We start from the raw sequence: 16,691 nt of genomic DNA on the forward strand, positions 1-16,691 counted from the left end.
AGGAACTTATCATGAAGAAAGCCGCTCTTGTCATTGTGTCCGTTGTATCACTCATTAGTGTAGGAGCGGTTTATTTGTATCAACCTCAGTCAGCGCAGCCAATAAAGGCGCATTCACAACAAGATACTACAGTTGATCTTTCCTCCCAGAAAGACTTCTTTGAGTACTCATTGAGCAGTCTTGGGGAGCAAAGCCTTGAAGAAATCAAAGCCAACGTAAAAACCGGCGAATCACAATCAAATTCACTGGGTATCAACGCAGAACTGTTCGAAACTTACCTCGCCTACAAAGAAGCGTTATCCAAGCTAGAACCGTTTGAAGGAAATTCATTGTCATTGATGGAGTTGAAACAGCTGAACAACGCCATCTTGTCGATGCAGAGCGAATTTTTTACTGACGAACAAATCGCTCAACTTTTCGATGAAGAAAATCGCTTACGTCAGTTAGCAATAGATAAACTCGCCATTCGGGAAACCCAATTAGACGCTGACTCTCAAAAACAAATACTCGAAGAAAACCTCGCCTCTCAACCTGAGTACATTCAACAAAGTGAGCGCAATAACGCGCTAGTGATTGAACTAAATCAGACCTCGGAAATGTCTGCACAAGAGAAGTATTTGGCTCGTGTTGATTTGGTGGGCGAAGAAGGCGCCGAACGACTACAGGCTTTGGATGAACAACGAGCATCGTTTAATGCATCACTCAACGATTATTTAGAGAAACGAGCGGAGATCATCAACAATGATTTCCTCGGTAAGGAAGAAAAGAAAACAGAAATCGCTGGATTAAGAGAGCAAAGCTTCGAGCAAAACCAATGGCGTCACGTCGAAGCTTTAGAAAGAATTCATGATAGTGAAGCGAACAACTAGTTCGATGTCTAGTTAGGCTTTTTAGGACAACCAACAATGTGGTCGTCGACCATGCCTACGGCTTGCATAAAGGCATAGCAAATGGTCTCACCAACAAACTTAAAGCCTTTCTTCTTAAGGAACTTACTCATCGTTTTGGACTGTTCTGTCGATACTGGCACTTGGCTCATATCTGTCCAGTGATTCACGATTGGCTTGCCATCGACAAATTGCCATAGCGCAGCGGAAAGGCTTCCGTATTCTTCAATCAATTGCTTGGCCGCTTTGGCATTGCTAAATACCGAATTGATTTTACCGCGATGCTTGACCACATCGAAGTTCTCAACGATGAACTCTGTACGCTCTTCATCGCGTTGAATCAACTTATCTAAATCATAGTGCTCAAACGCTTCACGATAGCCTTCTCGCTTTTTCAGGATAGTAATCCAACTCAAGCCAGCTTGCGCACCTTCTAACGTGATGAACTCAAACAAAACGGTATCATCATGAACAGGCACTCCCCATTCCGCATCGTGATATTCACGTTCAAGTGGGTGGTTCATCGCCCATGCACACGTTCTATGTTCCATACTTTTATCCTTATAAAAACGCCTCTGACAATCGGTCAGAGGCGTTTTTCAAACTTAACTGAGTTAAGCGGTTACTTTGGTAATGCCACTCTGTGGAATAGACGATACAACACTGGTACAACAATTAGTGTCAGTACGGTCGCAAAACCCAAACCAAACATGATGGTTACTGCCATTGGTTTGAAGAAGATATCCGGTAGTAGAGGAATCATACCAAGAATGGTAGTGATTGCCGCCATACATACCGGGCGCACACGACTCACCGCGGCATCAACTACGGCATCGTACGCTTCTTTACCCGACTTCATTTCAATCTCAATCTGGTCAAGCAGTACAATACCGTTCTTCAGAACCATACCAGACAAACTCAAGAAGCCCAGCAGCGCCATAAAACCAAATGGTGTATTCAAGGCCAATAAACCTGTCGTCACACCAATCAATGCCAGAGGTACCGTTAACCAAACAATCAAAGGTTCTTTGATTGAGTTGAACAAGAAAATGGTGATCAAGAACATGAACAAGTAACCCATCGGCATCGTGGTGAACAACGATGCTTTAGCATCACCAGAAGATTCATATTCACCACCCCACTCTAGAGAGTAGCCTGGTGGCATTTCGATCGCTTCAATCTGAGGTTGTAGGCGTTTTTGTAATGTTGCCGCCGTCTCTTCACCCAAGATATCTGGATCGGCCATCACCGTTAGCATACGCTTGCGGTTCTTACGCACGATGATTGGGTCTTCCCAACGCATGTCGTATCCCATAGTTACTTGTTGTAGAGGGATAAACTCACTCTGTGCTGGACTCCAAATCTTCATCCCTTCGATGTTGCGAATATCGATACGCTCATCTTCTGGTAGACGAGCAACAATTGGCATTAGCGTTGTACCATCTCGGTAAAGACCGATGCTCATGCCCGAAAACGACATTGAAAGGAAATCGTCCACATCTGATTTGGTGATACCGTAACGGCGTGCTTGGCTTTCATTAAACTGAGGCTCAAGTACCTGAGTACGTTCACGCCAATCATGACGAATGTTTGTTGCACCTGGATCGGCGTACATCACATCCATCACTTGCGCAGCGATAGTACGTAGCACTGTTGGATCAGAACCGATAACACGTGCTTCAATTTTCGCACCGCCACCAGGGCCCAATTCAATTTGTTTCAGCTTGTAGTTGATCTCTGGGTAATCAGATTTCAAATGCTCTCTAAAACGTTCCATTAACGGGGCTAGTGCTTCGTAGTTATCAACTCGAGTAGTGATCTCACCATAAGCCGCGTAGCTTTTTTCTGGTGCGTAGGTCAGCATGAAACGTTGCAAACCTTTACCCGCCGTCGTCGTGATGTGGTCTACATGGTCCTGTTCTGCCAACCAACCTTCTAACTCCTGCAACGTATCGTTAGTCGCTCGAATATCGGTGCCTTCCGGTAACCAAACATCCAATTGGAAGATAGGTGTCGTTGAAGATGGGAAGAATGCTTGTTTCACATGCGTAAAGCCGTAAACGCTCGCGGCCAAACCTGCCACCAAAACAACCACTGTGAACCAAGCTCGGCGCATACAGAAGCTAAGGAACTTCTTGTACATGACAAAAACAATACCGTTGTATGGGTCGTTGTCTTCGCCTTCACCACTTTTGATTTTCTGCCCTTTAAAGAAGATATCAGCAAAAAATGGTGTTAACGAAATCGCCGTAAACCAACTTAACATCAGAGAGATAAGCAACACGGTAAACAGGGTGCCACAATATTCACCTGTCGAGTCTTCTGATAAACCGATTGGTGCAAACGCCGTTACCGCGATCACCGTTGCACCCAATAGCGGCCATTTGGTTTGCGTTACAATATCCGTTGCAGCTTGCAGTCTCGTTCGCCCTTTCTGGGTACCTATGAGTATCCCTTCCACGACAACGATGGCATTATCCACCAGCATACCTAGAGCAATAACCAAGGCACCTAACGAAATACGCTGCAAATCGATGGCCAGATACTTCATGAAGATGAAAGTGCCAAGCACGGTCAAAAGCAGAATTAGACCGATAAGCAGACCCGAGCGCAGCCCCATGAAAAACAGCAAAACGATAATTACGATACCCACCGCTTGAGCTAGGCTGATAACGAAGCCGCTCACTGACTTATCTACTTCTTTCGGCTGGTTGTAGATTTCTGAAATTTCAACACCAACGGGTTGTTGGTATTTCAGTTCTGCAACACGGCGATCAAATGCTTTGCCCACTTCCACAACGTTCACACCTTGAGCGAATGAGACGCCCAAGTTCAACGCCAGTTCACCGTTGTAATTAATGATGTTCGTCGGGACTTCCATGTAGCCACGTTTAATCTCAGCAACGTCTTTTAAGAAGATCAGGCCTTGCGCGCCCGACTCCGTCAGTAGCAAATCACCTAGCTCATCAACACTTTGGAACTCACCCGTCGGTTGAATACGAATGTACTCATTACCAATTCGAATTGCACCGGCATCGGAAACGACGTTTTGAGTCGAAAGTAAATTGAAAACCGTATTTGGTGATAGGCCAAGACTGCTCAACTTCTTCATCGAGATTTCAATGAAGACTTGCTCTTGTTGCTGGCCAGAAACCGAAACTTTGCTGACGCCGTCAACAAGTTCGAGTTCCCGCCTTAAATAATCAACATAGTCGAGCAACTCTTTGTAACTGTACCCATCACCAGTAACCGCGAGCAAAATACCGTATACGTCGCCAAAGTCATCGATAACCGATGGATCATTTACACCCGGAGGCAGGGAGCCCTTTAAGTCATTTACTTTTCGACGCAGTTCATCCCATATCTGTGGTAAGTCATCTGGACCATAGTTGTTTTTCATGGTCACGGTGATTTGCGACAAGCCTCGGCTGGAGATGGAATTGACCTCATCAACATAAGTCAGCTGTTGAATCGCTTTTTCTATCGGATACGTTACCTCTTCCTCAACCTGTTGAGGCGTTGCGCCCGGGTAAGAAGTAACAACCATTGCATCTTTGATAGTAAACGCAGGATCTTCTAAACGTCCCAAGCCAAAGAATGCTGACACACCGCCGATCAAAAAGATCAGCGACACCATCCAACTGATAACACGGTTGCGAATAAAATAGGCCGCAATGCCAGTTACGTTATCATCATCTTGAGGCGCAGTATTTTTTTGTTCACTCATTGCGTTGCCTCCTGCTTAACCACTTCCACTTTTATGCCATCTCTTAATCGGGATACACCAGCAACAACGACTTTGTCATCAAGTTCTAGGCCATCAAGAATCTGAACTGAGGTTTGTGACGCTTTACCTGCACGCACTTGTTTGCGGCTCACGGTATTATCATCATTCAAAACCCAAACGAATTTATTTTCACGGCTCAGATCATCTCCATCGGCATTAAAGATCGCTTCAATGGGAACATTAATGCCGACGTTAAGCTCAAGACCCACCTTTTCATCTTTCGATGTCACGTCTACCGCCATACCATCAAGAATGTATTCGTTTTCCGGCATTGGCAGTGATAGCGTCACCGTAAAGGTGCCTGTATCAGGGTCAGGTTCTGTCGTGAACTCTTTGATTTTCGCCTTGTATTCATTGCCACTTGGCACACGAACGACAGCATTAATTGCCGTCAAACGCTCTTCAGTAGGAGGTTGGTTCACGTAAAGACGATCGGGGAGCTGAATAAGGACTTCAACGCGATCAACACTGTGAATGTTAACGATATATTGACCAACTTGAATATTTTCAAATTGATCGACATTAACACGGGAAATAATGCCGTCGACTGGCGCTTTAAGCTCAGTGAAAGACAAACGCAACTTAGCCAATTCAAGCTCAGCGAGCGCGATTTGGCGTTGTGCCGCAATTTCATCAAATTGGGACTTAGCTAATAAACCTTTTTTAACCAGCGGTGCGGAACGACGATATTGGCTGTCTACCACAGAAAAACGCGCAGATGCGTTATCTACGTCCAATTGATAATCGGTTGGGTCAAGCCTAGCAATGACATCACCTTTAATGACCTTATCGCCTTCTTTGACCAAAACACGACTTACCTCACCTGCCACACGGAAACTCAAATGTGAACGATCGGCAGCGTTGGCTATCGCAGGAAAATATAAGTTGTCATCAACGCGCTGCCCTTCTAGAGAAGCAACACGAACACGAGGGGTCTCCAATTCTCTTTCTGGGCCTTTTTCACCACAGCCTGCAAGTAACATGGCAGAGCAAAGCGTGGTTAAAGCTATGATTCCTTTCATACTATAATCCTCGCTCCTTAACCCACTCACGAACCTTAATACCCGGCTCGATGACATTGACACCAGAGATGATGATTTGATCTCCATCCTCTAGTCCTTTTTCAACTTGCTGTTTGTCGTTCAAAGAAACCGAGACTTTTTCAACGATGCCTTGATCATTAACACGCCAAACGCAGGTTTTGCCATCTTCGGTAAACAGGGCTGAATCAGGAATTTTAGTCGCACCCGCGTTTTCAGACACAAGATGAACATTACCGGACATTCCTGGTAGGATACCAACGCCCTCAGGACGCTCCATTACCATTGTGACTTTGTAACTGCCAGTTTTAGGATCGGCTTCGGTATCAATTTCTTGGAATGTCACCTCAAAAGCGCGCTCAGGAAACGCATCAAATGTCATTGATGCATAAGCATTCGCACCCTGTGTGAATTTGCTGAGTAGATGATCAGGAAGCTGGAACAACACCTTCATGACTTGATTGGTTTGAATATTCATGACGCCTTCTTTTGCCGCCACATACTCATGGTTTTCTGCTGGCAGATACGAAATCGTGCCATCGTAGGGCGCAATAAGCTTTGTGTACCTCAGGTTAGCTTTAGCCTGATTCCACTGAGCTTTCGCTGAATTGTGATTGGCTTTCGCCGCATCGAAGTCTTGTTCCGAAACCACTTGCTCTTTACGAAGCTTTTTCGAGCGTTCGTATTGAACATCAGCAAGGGTGTAATTTGCTCGGGCTTGTTTTTCGAGTAGCGAGTATTCGTCAGGGTTGAGTACAGCAAGCACATCACCTTTATTCACCATTTGTCCGGCATTGACTTCGATCGATTGAAGCAAACCAGGCACTCGGAATGCGAGAACGGCTCGGTCTCCGGCTTCTGTAGTGGCAGGAAAGTGTCTTTCAAACTGTGCATTGCCTACAGTGACCGTAAAGAGTTTAGCGGGCCGAGATTCCGGTTCTGGGACTGGTGGTAGCTCTTTTCCACACCCAGAGAGAACCGTCATGACAGCGATTGGAATGAGCGCTTTTCTCATGTTAATTCATCCATTTAAGATCCATTCCTTTTAAGGTAGATGAATTTATGGTGTTCTTCTAGAGCATCGGAGCAAAAAAATTCTTTAAAAATAGCAATTTGAGACAAAAATAAAGCAGGCCGAAGCCTGCTTTATCAATAAAATCATAATTAATTATCAGAGTTTATTAAATTCTCTGTTTACGCGATATGCGTCGGAAGTGACATACGCTTCCATACTACGGATTTTTCCATCAAGGCGGCTAAAGTCACTTTCTAAAACACTCAACAGTTGGTCTGGGCTCTGGCCTTTCTGCCATGGTTTGCTCTTCAACGTATGCTCTTGGCGTGACTTGATATTCTCAGTATAAGTTACGGGCTGCTTTTCCAACATGAATGTCATTGCAATATAAGCCAGCAACACGAGAAAAGTACCACCAAGTAAGGCTGCCGATATCACGACGATCCGAATCAACCAAACTTCCGCACCAAAGTAATTCGCGACTCCGGCACACACACCGGAGATTTTGCCATTAACAGGGTCGCGATACAGCTCTCGTTTAATCATACTTTCGTCTCCACGTTGGGGATTCTGCATCTAAGATACGCTCCAATGTTTCAACGCGAGATTGCATCGCCTCCGCTTTTTCAGACAGTACCTGAAGACGCTCTAGATCTTGGCCCGACAGTGCACTATCTGCTTTGCGTTTGCTGCGATAGTGTAAGAAGAGCCATAGTGGAGCGACAAAGATTAAAAAGACAATCAATGGTCCAGTAATAATAAATGTCGACATGAATGGCTCCTTTCTTATTTATCGTTCGATGACATCTGTTCTTTCAGTTTTGCCAACTCTTTTTCAATTTCATCTTGTGCTTGCAGCTCTGCAAACTCTTGGTCTAACGATTTAGCATTACCAGTCTTTGCGTAAAGATCCGCTTCTGCTTCCATCTCATCAATTTTACGAGAGTATTGTTCAAACTTTGCCATCGCTTCGTTTGTACGACCTGCGTGCAATTGTTTTTGAACATCACGTCGGTTAGAAGCCGTTTGGTTACGAATCGCAAGCGCTTGTTGCTTCGCTCGAGTTTCTGTAATTTTGGCTTCCAACTTACCGATTTCACCTGTCAATTTTTCGATGGTTTCTTCAACGAGTGTTTGCTCAGTGTGAAGGCCTTTAATTACGTGCTCAAGTTTCTGCTTTTCAATCAAAGCGGCACGCGCTAAATCTTCACGCTCTTTTACTAGTGCAAGGCTCGCTTTTTGGCCCCACTCAGTAATTTGCTCTTCTAGTGCTTCCACTTTGCGAGCCAACTCTTTTTTGTCTGCAATCGCTTTAGCCGAGTTGGTACGCACTTCAACAAGTGTGTCTTCCATTTCTTGAATGATAAGACGGATCATTTTTTCAGGATCTTCCGCCTTGTCTAGCAATGCACTGATGTTTGAGTTAACGATATCTGCAAAACGAGAAAAAATACCCATAACGGAACTCCTCTTTCTTCCTATTTAAACTCGACAAGGTGGTCATTTACCTTGTGTCTCCCTTTACCTATATCAAGTAGCATGCCAACTTTGTTTTCCTTTACTAAACAACGAGTTAATCATTTTGTTGTTGTAGCACACTGATATGCTATGATGTTTTTTACCAACAGTTGGTAAATTTCACCAACTTCAATACTGTAAATCATGGTCAGATAAAAAATAAGAAGGACTTTATGAAGCAGAACCTAATCGGTGAATCACCCGCCTTTCTCTCTGTGTTAGATAAAGTATCACAAATCGCGCCGATTGAACGACCGGTCCTCATAATCGGAGAACGAGGCACAGGTAAAGAACTCATAGCACAACGTTTACACTATTTATCAAGACGTTGGGATAAGCCACTGCTTTCTCTAAACTGTGCGACATTAAGCGAAGGCTTGATTGATTCTGAACTTTTTGGCCATGAATCTGGTTCATTTACTGGTTCGAAAGGGAAACACAAGGGACGCTTTGAGCGGGCTGAAGGGGGCACGCTTTTCCTCGATGAACTCGCGACAGCCCCGCTTTTGGTACAAGAAAAACTATTGCGAGTAATCGAATACGGCGAGTATGAGCGTGTAGGCGGCCATACCGCATTAACTGCAGACGTTCGTTTGGTTTGTGCTACCAACGCTGACCTTCCACAATTGGCAGAGCGCGGTGATTTTCGCGCGGACTTGCTCGACCGACTGGCCTTTGATGTGATCATGTTGCCACCCTTGCGAGAACGCAAAGAAGACATTCTTTCTCTCGCCGAGCACTACGCCATAAAAATGTGTCGTGAATTGCAACTGGAGTACTTTGTTGGCTTTACAGAAGAAGCACAACAGTCTCTATTAGATTACGCTTGGCCTGGTAATGTGCGTGAACTCAAGAACGTAATAGAGCGAGCTATTTATCGCCACGGACTCAATGCCGATCCAATCGAGTACTTGGTGTTTAATCCATTTGAAACCGGTTGGGAAAACGCACTTGGTCATTCTGCAGAGCAAGGAGAGCAGGAAACGGAGCAACCTCATGTTGGTCCAACAATTAACTTCCCGCTGGATTATAAGCAGTGGCAAGAAGAACAAGACATCACTCTTCTTAACCGCGCATTAGAAGAGGCCAAATTTAATCAACGACAAGCAGCGGACTTACTTGGACTCAGTTACCATCAACTTAGGGGGATGGTAAGAAAATACGGATTGGTTGGACAAAGCTAAGTCTTTGACGTGAATGGCATCATCCTTAAATCGCTCACTATACTAAAACACAGCCCCCTTTATCGAAGTAGGGGATTTGAGCGGAACTTCATGACGACTGGAATAATACATAGTAGCGAGCACTCAAGAGGCAAATTTGGTCATTATCAGTAAATGATGCGGTAATTTGATCTAACACCCTGCGACTCAACGATTTTGTATTTGGAGCGAGTTAGCAAAGATGATAAATTAGCGGGATCATTTTCGCTTGTCACTCTTCGCCTTCAACCGCATAGAAACAAGCAAGATCCAATGACAATTTCATATTATGAAAGCTTTTATCAAACTATCGCTGAGCCTTATCGGGATTAGCTTACTCACCGCTTGTGGTGACGAAATCGATCACAATGATATTCGTGAGAATGGATTTGTGTTTTGTGGGCAGGGTAAGCCAACCACGTTTAACCCTCAGCTCATTGACAGCGGCATCACTGCCGAAGCACTTAGCCCTCAGCTATACGATACGCTGCTTACACTCGATCCTAAATCTCACCAACCAGTTGCAAACCTTGCAGAAAAGTGGTCTGTAAATGAGGAAGGTACGGAATACACCTTTAACTTAAAGCAGGACGTGCAATTTCAAAAAACTCCTTGGTTCTCCCCTTCTCGTCCATTTAATGCACAAGATGTGGTATTCAGCTTTAAGCGAATCATTGATGTAGACCATCCGTTTCACGACGTCGGTGGTGGTTTTTATCCATGGTTTGCAGGTTTAGACTTCCAAAATCTCGTGCAAGATGTGATTGCTCTTGATGACCACACCGTTAAGTTTGTTCTCTCTCAACCTAACTTTGCCTTTTTAGCCAATATTGCCACCAGTCACGCCGTGCTGCTGTCAGCAGAATATGGGCAACAACTTGCGGCCAAAGACGAAAAAGAACAAATTGACTTGTTACCTATCGGTACCGGTCCTTACCAGTTAAAAGAATACCAAGTGAATGATTTGATTCGTTTAGAGCGTCACCCTAAATACTGGAAAACGCCGGCGAAAATGGAACAGGTCGTGTTTGATATTTCACATCGTGGTACTGGCACGTTGGCAAAACTATTACGCAATGAATGTGATGTACTTGCTTCGCCAATCTCTAGCCAAATTCCAATCATACAAGAAACCGAGCACCTTGAATTAACCGCAACGCCTGCTAATAACGTCTCTTTTATCGCGATTAATACTGGTCATCCGGCACTGAAAGATGCACGAGTTCGTCAAGCTCTCAACCTTGCGATCAACCGCCAAAATATCCTTGATTCCGTATATTACGGCACGGGTACTCAAGCTTATACACTACTGCCGCCGAACTCATGGGCATACCAGAAAGACAGCGTGAAGATCCGTTATGATCGTAATTACGCATTGGCGTTGCTGCGAGAAGCTGGGTATGAGAAAGGTCTGCAATTAACCATGTGGGTGCCGCTAGAACCTAGAGCCTTCAATCCAAGTCCACGTAAAACCGCGGAGTTGATTCAGGCGAACTTTGCTGATATCGGCGTCGAAGTACGACTACTAACCGATGATCGCTTTGAACGAACTCAGCTCGAAAACATCAATAATGTTGACTTACTGCTAACAGGTTGGATTGGTGATACGGGCGATCCTGATAACTTCTTCCGTCCTCTGCTTTCTTGTGAATCTGAACGTGTTGGCCTTAACGTTTCCATGTGGTGTAACGACGACTTCGATTTCTTGTTGGATCTGGCATTAGAAACCGAGCAACAACGTTATCGTTTAAACTTGTATCGCCAAGCGCAGAATATTCTCAATGAAGAGTTTCCTGTCATTCCATTAGCTCACGGCGTTCAATTCCGTGTGCACGATAAATCGTTGAAAGGCTTTAAATCGAGCCCTTTCAATGCACAACCTTTTGATAAAGTTGAGAGAGTTCATTAATGTTTTGGTACGCCGTAAGACGTCTTAATCTCTTTGTCATCACTTTGATGATCCTCACTTTAGTGGGCTTCTCTTTGCTACGTCTTGATCCGACATCACACTGGGCAAACGTGGAGTTTTGGTCAGGCTGGCAAAGCTACCTTGTTGAGCTTTCACATCTTAATTTTGGTATCAGTAAGAATGGGAACCCAATCTATGATGAGCTCGCGGTCGTATTCCCTGCGACGTTAGAGTTGTGTTTCTTCGCCTTCGTTGTTTCACTATTAATTGGTATTCCTTTGGGGACCGTAGCAGGCATGAAACAAGGCAAGTGGCTAGACACCAGCATCTCATTTGTCTCTATGTCAGGGTATTCGGCGCCAATCTTCTGGGTTGCCCTGATGCTGATTATGGTCTTCTCTCTGCAATACCACGTATTCCCTGTGGCGGGTCGTTATGACTTACTTTACGAAATTGACCACGTAACAGGCTTTGCAATTATTGATGCCTTTATGGCCAAAGGTGAATACCGTGCTCACGCGTTACAAAGCGTGATTGAGCATATGATCCTGCCTTGTTTGGTTCTCGCATTGACACCAACAACACAAGTCATTGGCTTGATGCGTGCATCAGTGGCAGAAGTGATGAGTCAAAACTACATTCGTGCCGCACGAATCAAAGGTTTATCCAACCGTGAGATCGTCACTCAACACGTTCTTCGGAATGCGATTCCGCCTATCATCCCAAAAGTTGGCGTTCAGCTTTCGAGCATGATTACCTTGGCGATCATCACAGAATCTATCTTTAACTGGCCGGGCATTGGGCGTTGGTTATTGGATGCACTTGCAAATCAAGATTACGCTTCCATCCAAGCAGGTGTCATGGTGTTAGCGACGCTTGTTTTAACCGCCAATATCCTATCGGATCTGATTGGTGCCATGATTAACCCTCTGGTGAGAAAGGAATGGTATGCTAACAAATAACGTTTATCAGGAAGAGCGCATTCCAACCCAGTTTGAACGATTCTGGCGCAGTTACCGCGCGAACAGTTTGGCAATGTTTGGTCTTTGGTGCCTTGGCTTTATTGTCTTAATCACCATATTGGCCCCTATTTTAGCGCCTTACGATCCACAAGCTCAATCTGGCGAATTGTTAGTGCCGCCTTCGTGGGCACCAGCCGGAACCGTCGATTACTTTTTAGGAACTGACGACCTAGGTCGCGATATCTTATCTCGTTTAATTATGGGCTCTCAGCTCACCTTTGGTGCTGCCGTAGCAATTACTGCTATTGCCGCATTCATCGGCTGTATAATTGGTGTGTTAGCGGGCATGACCAAAGGTCTGTTATCCAGTACGCTTAACCACTTGCTCGACACAGTCATGTCCATTCCATCATTACTGCTGGCGATTATCTTTGTGGCGTTTTTGGGCTTTGGTGAGTTCAATATCCTTTTGGCGATCTGTCTGGCTTTAATTCCACGCTTTATCCGCTCGGTTTACATCGCCGTGCACACCGAAGTCGAAAAAGACTACATCATGGCTGCCCGTTTGGATGGCGCTAACGACTTCTACTTGCTTTGGAACTCGATTCTACCGAACGTATTAACAGTCATCGCTGCAGAAATAACCCTGGCACTCTCGGTCGCCATTCTAGATATCACTGCGCTTGGTTTCCTAGGTTTAGGCGCACAAGCACCAAGTACGGAATGGGGTGCGATCTTGGGTGACTCTGTTGAACTGATATACATCGCACCTTGGACCGTTACCTTACCGGGTCTGACCATTATGTTTACCGTTGTTGTTCTAAACTTAGTGGGTGAAGGTGTACGCCAAGCACTCAATGCGGGGATCGAATAATGCCATTATTAGATATTCGACATTTAACCATTGAAATTGAAACACCATCGGGCTTAGTCAAAGCCGTTGATCGCATGAGCATTACCTTGAATGAAGGTGAAATTCGTGGTCTGGTTGGTGAATCTGGTTCCGGTAAGAGTTTGGTTGCAAAGGCTATCGTGGGTGTTTGTAAAGACAACTGGAAAGTGACCGCAGACCGAATGCGTCTTGGCAATATTGATCTGCTTCAGCTAACGCCAAAAGAGCGCCGCCGTGTGATTGCACGTGACATTGCGATGATTTTCCAAGAGCCATCGACTTGTTTAGATCCGTCAGAAGAAGTCGGAAGACAGTTAATTGAATCCATCCCTTCTCGATCGTTTGAAGGTAAATGGTGGGAGCGCTTCAAGTGGCGCAGGAAGCAAGCAGTTGCCCTACTCCATAAAGTGGGTATCAAAGATCACCGTCGTTTGATGGGCAGTTATCCTTATGAGTTGACCGATGGTGAATGTCAAAAAGTCATGATTGCGATGGCGATTGCAACCAAGCCAAAAATCTTGATTGCTGATGAGCCAACCAACGATCTAGACCCGATTACTCAATCTCAAATTCTGCGTTTGCTGAGCCGCATGAACCAACTCAACAACACAACGATTGTGCTGATTGGTCACGACTTAACCACTATTACTCAGTGGGCAAATCGCATTACGGTAATGTACTGTGGGCAGTCCGTTGAATCAGCTGATACAGAGAAGTTGGTCGCCGCTCCCAAGCACCCTTATACTGCGGCACTGCTTAAAGCCATGCCTGACTTTAACGACTGGATTCCGCACAAGCAAAAGCTGCAATCTCTACCGGGTTCTATCCCTCCACTTCAGCATCTGCCGATCGGTTGTCGCTTAGGACCTCGTTGCCCTTATGCTCAGAGGCAATGCGTCGAAATTCCACATACTAAACGTATCAAAAACCATAAATTTAGCTGTCACTTCCCACTGAATACGGAGAAACATTCATGAGTGCGTTGCTTGAAGTCGATAACCTATCGAAACAGTTCGTCACGCGCTCTGGTCTGTTTAAACGCACAGTCAAAGAAGCAGTTAAGCCGGTGAGCTTTTCCTTAGAGCCTGGACAAACTATCGGCTTTATTGGTCAAAATGGCTCTGGCAAGTCAACGTTAGCGCGCATGCTTGCTGGCGTTGTCGAACCAAGCTCTGGGGAGATTCGCGTTAATGGTGAGCGCTTAGAACACAAAGACTATTCGACGCGTTGTAAGCTGATCCGCATGATTTTTCAAGATCCAAATACCTCATTGAATCCGCGCATTCAGATTGGTCGAATCTTGGAAGGTCCGTTAAAGCGAAACACGAACATGCCACCAGACGCACGCATGAAACGTGTAAAAGAAACCTTACTTCGTGTGGGTTTGCTTCCGGAGCATGCTTACTTCTATCCTCAAATGCTAGCAGCAGGTCAGAAACAGCGTGTGTGTCTTGCTCGTGCTTTGATTCTACAACCTTCCATCATTGTTGCCGATGAGGCATTAAACGGTTTAGACATGGCGATGCGCTCGCAAATCATTAATCTCTTCCTAGAATTACAAGAAGAGATGGGCTTGTCTTTCGTTTACGTATCACAGCATATCGGCATAGTGAAGCACATTACTGATAAGGTCATGGTTATGCACGAAGGTGAAGTAGTAGAATTTGGTGAAACCAATCAAGTACTCACCAACCCAGAGCATGCGATTACCCAGCGTCTGGTGGAAAGCCACTTCTATAAAGCTCCAACTCACTAAAAGTCGACAAACACTGACAGTGATCAAAAAACAAAAAGCCTGCTATCACAGCAGGCTTTAACGTATCTATACAGTTGATGATAAACACGTCAATTAACGACGGCTCTCTTGTTTACGAAGCTCGAAATCAAACTCGTCAGGAAACAGCACGACGCCTTCTTCATTTTGGTTTGGGAACACCACAACAGACAGTTCGTCATCTTCTAGACCCGATGTCCAGCGACTGTGCCATTTGTTCAGTGAGATCGCTTCTGGCTCGCACTCTTCCCAATCACCCGTCGCCCATTGCTGTGCGAATTCTTCATTTGGCCATACTGGAACACAATCGTCGTCTTCGGTGTTCAGCATCACACAGCCGTGTTCATCCTTTAGAATCCACACTTTGCGGTTTGCGACAATCTCTTTCACACAGTATTTCAAACGCTGCTCTTCATTGTAGCGGTTGATGGTATCCATCTGCTCTTGGGTTAATGCTTCGGACATTTCTCGTCTCCTATTTTCCCATAGAAAAATGCCCACCTATCGGCGGGCATTTAAAGTATACGTTGGTAATAATGAAATTACACAAGCTCAGTTTGAAGCCAAGGCCAGCCTTGCTTCTTACGGCTTAGAGTGTTTTCCATCATTAGCATGCCGTCTTTTTCGTGCTTAGCAAGCTTCTCAGCCCACTCACCTTTGTAAAGAAGACGAGTTTGCGCAGTAGTGATGTCTGTTAGCATAACAGCAGCAAATGCTAGGTTGTCGTTTGCACAACGTGCTTCTAGATCCGCTTCTAGTGCTTCGATCATGCCGTCAACTTGGTCTAGAGTCGCAAGTTCAACCTGACCTACTACTACATCACGACCGTTGAATGGGTAACCTTTCAGGTCTTTTTCAACAAGTTCAGCCGCAGATAGACCTTCGATGTTTGTCTTAGCGATTAGAAGATCTTTAGTGAATGCATCAACATCTTGTACGTCCGCAATAGCCGCTAGCTCAGCTACAGCATCTTTGTCTTTTTGAGTACAAGTTGGAGAAGCGAAACCTACAGTGTCAGAAAGAATAGCTGACATCATTAGTTTAGCGATTTGAGGCTTGATCTCGTGACCTTCAATCTTGAACATGTTGAACAGTACTGTGTTAGTACAACCAACAGGCCAGATCCATGCTTCCATTGGGTTTACTGTCATCACGTCACCTAGACGGTGGTGGTCAACAATACCTGCAACTTCTGCTTCAGCAATATCGTCTGGTGCTTGCGCTAGATCTGAGTAGTCTACTAGCCAAACTGTTTCACCCGCTACTGAAGTACGTAGCTCAGGAACTTCTGCGCTAGCTACTTCTAGGATGTGCTGAGTTTCACGGTTAATTTCGCCTTGGCGGATTGGCATTGCTTCAACGCCACGCGCCTGTAGAAGTTCAGTTGCAACTAGTGCACTACAGATGCTGTCACTGTCTGGGTTCTTATGACCTACAACTAGAATCATGTTTCTTCCTATTCAAGTCAGTTTGATGCGCTTCCGAACGGGGGTGTATTGCATAGTGAATGACACCTTGGAAGCGGGTTTGCTCACAAAGGCCGATACTTTACCTGAAATTTTGCTTTTGTCCTAATTTCAAAACGTAAAAAAGGCTCAATAGCTTCGACCAACAAGCTGAGCAGCATGAATTGCAGCACTAAACCGCTTTAATCGTAACAAACGAAAAAGCCCAAGCAGTTTAACGCTTGGGCTTTAGAAGAGAG

The 16,691-nt window shown here is 45.1% G+C and carries 16 protein-coding genes; 7 read left to right on the plus strand and 9 right to left on the minus strand.

Annotated features, from left to right (window positions below; translation table 11 throughout):
* Positions 1–11 precede the first annotated feature (11 nt).
* The gene (locus ATB76_RS06365) at positions 12–869 is read left to right on the plus strand and encodes a lipase secretion chaperone (protein ID WP_061034898.1); all 858 of its coding nucleotides are present in this window, start codon (positions 12–14) and stop codon (positions 867–869) included.
* 8 nt (positions 870–877) lie between these two features.
* On the opposite strand, the gene ATB76_RS06370 is transcribed toward ATB76_RS06365, so the two are convergent.
* The 7 genes from ATB76_RS06370 to pspA form a co-directional block, all read right to left on the minus strand.
* A complete protein-coding gene (locus ATB76_RS06370) occupies positions 878–1,438 on the minus strand; it encodes a DNA-3-methyladenine glycosylase I (RefSeq protein WP_038873602.1) in 561 nt (186 codons plus the stop codon).
* A 71-nt stretch (positions 1,439–1,509) separates the two neighbouring features.
* On the minus strand, positions 1,510–4,614 hold the full coding sequence (gene vmeI, locus ATB76_RS06375) for an efflux RND transporter permease subunit VmeI (protein WP_061034899.1): 3,105 nt from the start codon (positions 4,612–4,614) through the stop codon (positions 1,510–1,512).
* Positions 4,611–5,696 (minus strand): efflux RND transporter periplasmic adaptor subunit, encoded by a 1,086-nt coding sequence (locus ATB76_RS06380; protein ID WP_045402347.1) that lies wholly within the window; start codon positions 5,694–5,696, stop codon positions 4,611–4,613. Before ATB76_RS06380 ends, vmeI begins: the two co-directional genes overlap by 4 nt.
* 1 nt (position 5,697) lies before the next feature.
* Positions 5,698–6,729, minus strand: coding sequence for an efflux RND transporter periplasmic adaptor subunit (locus tag ATB76_RS06385; protein WP_061034900.1), 1,032 nt, complete (start codon positions 6,727–6,729; stop codon positions 5,698–5,700).
* A gap of 156 nt (positions 6,730–6,885) precedes the next feature.
* Entirely contained in the window at positions 6,886–7,275 is a 390-nt protein-coding gene (gene pspC / locus ATB76_RS06390) for an envelope stress response membrane protein PspC (protein ID WP_038873614.1), read from the minus strand.
* Positions 7,268–7,501, minus strand: coding sequence for an envelope stress response membrane protein PspB (gene pspB / locus ATB76_RS06395; RefSeq protein WP_038873617.1), 234 nt, complete (start codon positions 7,499–7,501; stop codon positions 7,268–7,270). The genes pspC and pspB overlap by 8 nt, the downstream gene beginning before the upstream one ends.
* Before the next feature lie 14 nt (positions 7,502–7,515).
* Entirely contained in the window at positions 7,516–8,187 is a 672-nt protein-coding gene (pspA, locus tag ATB76_RS06400; RefSeq protein ID WP_038873620.1) for a phage shock protein PspA, read from the minus strand.
* Between the two features lie 233 nt (positions 8,188–8,420).
* On the opposite strand from pspA, the gene pspF reads away from it, so the two are divergent.
* The 6 genes from pspF (at position 8,421) to ATB76_RS06430 (ending at position 14,968) form a co-directional block, all read left to right on the plus strand.
* Positions 8,421–9,431: a phage shock protein operon transcriptional activator gene (gene pspF, locus ATB76_RS06405; protein WP_038881419.1), complete on the plus strand. Its 1,011-nt coding sequence runs from the start codon at positions 8,421–8,423 to the stop codon at positions 9,429–9,431.
* 307 nt (positions 9,432–9,738) lie between these two features.
* Positions 9,739–11,358, plus strand: coding sequence for an ABC transporter substrate-binding protein SapA (gene sapA / locus ATB76_RS06410; RefSeq protein ID WP_038881421.1), 1,620 nt, complete (start codon positions 9,739–9,741; stop codon positions 11,356–11,358).
* Entirely contained in the window at positions 11,358–12,320 is a 963-nt protein-coding gene (locus ATB76_RS06415; RefSeq protein ID WP_038873626.1) for an ABC transporter permease subunit, read from the plus strand. Before sapA ends, ATB76_RS06415 begins: the two co-directional genes overlap by 1 nt.
* The gene (locus ATB76_RS06420; RefSeq protein WP_038873629.1) at positions 12,307–13,194 is read left to right on the plus strand and encodes an ABC transporter permease subunit; all 888 of its coding nucleotides are present in this window, start codon (positions 12,307–12,309) and stop codon (positions 13,192–13,194) included. Before ATB76_RS06415 ends, ATB76_RS06420 begins: the two co-directional genes overlap by 14 nt.
* Complete coding sequence (locus tag ATB76_RS06425; RefSeq protein WP_038873632.1) at positions 13,194–14,189, plus strand: oligopeptide/dipeptide ABC transporter ATP-binding protein; 996 nt, start codon at positions 13,194–13,196, stop codon at positions 14,187–14,189. Before ATB76_RS06420 ends, ATB76_RS06425 begins: the two co-directional genes overlap by 1 nt.
* Positions 14,186–14,968, plus strand: coding sequence for an ABC transporter ATP-binding protein (locus tag ATB76_RS06430; protein ID WP_038873635.1), 783 nt, complete (start codon positions 14,186–14,188; stop codon positions 14,966–14,968). The genes ATB76_RS06425 and ATB76_RS06430 overlap by 4 nt, the downstream gene beginning before the upstream one ends.
* Positions 14,969–15,061: 93 nt before the next feature.
* On the opposite strand, the gene ATB76_RS06435 is transcribed toward ATB76_RS06430, so the two are convergent.
* Together ATB76_RS06435 and ATB76_RS06440 are read right to left on the minus strand one after the other, a co-directional pair.
* Complete coding sequence (locus tag ATB76_RS06435) at positions 15,062–15,451, minus strand: DUF2750 domain-containing protein (protein ID WP_005437260.1); 390 nt, start codon at positions 15,449–15,451, stop codon at positions 15,062–15,064.
* Between the two features lie 77 nt (positions 15,452–15,528).
* Complete coding sequence (locus tag ATB76_RS06440; protein WP_061034901.1) at positions 15,529–16,434, minus strand: manganese-dependent inorganic pyrophosphatase; 906 nt, start codon at positions 16,432–16,434, stop codon at positions 15,529–15,531.
* Positions 16,435–16,691 lie beyond the last annotated feature (257 nt).

The organism is Vibrio sp. MOR3 (assembly GCF_001557775.1).
Taxonomy (GTDB): Bacteria; Pseudomonadota; Gammaproteobacteria; order Enterobacterales; family Vibrionaceae; genus Vibrio; species Vibrio jasicida.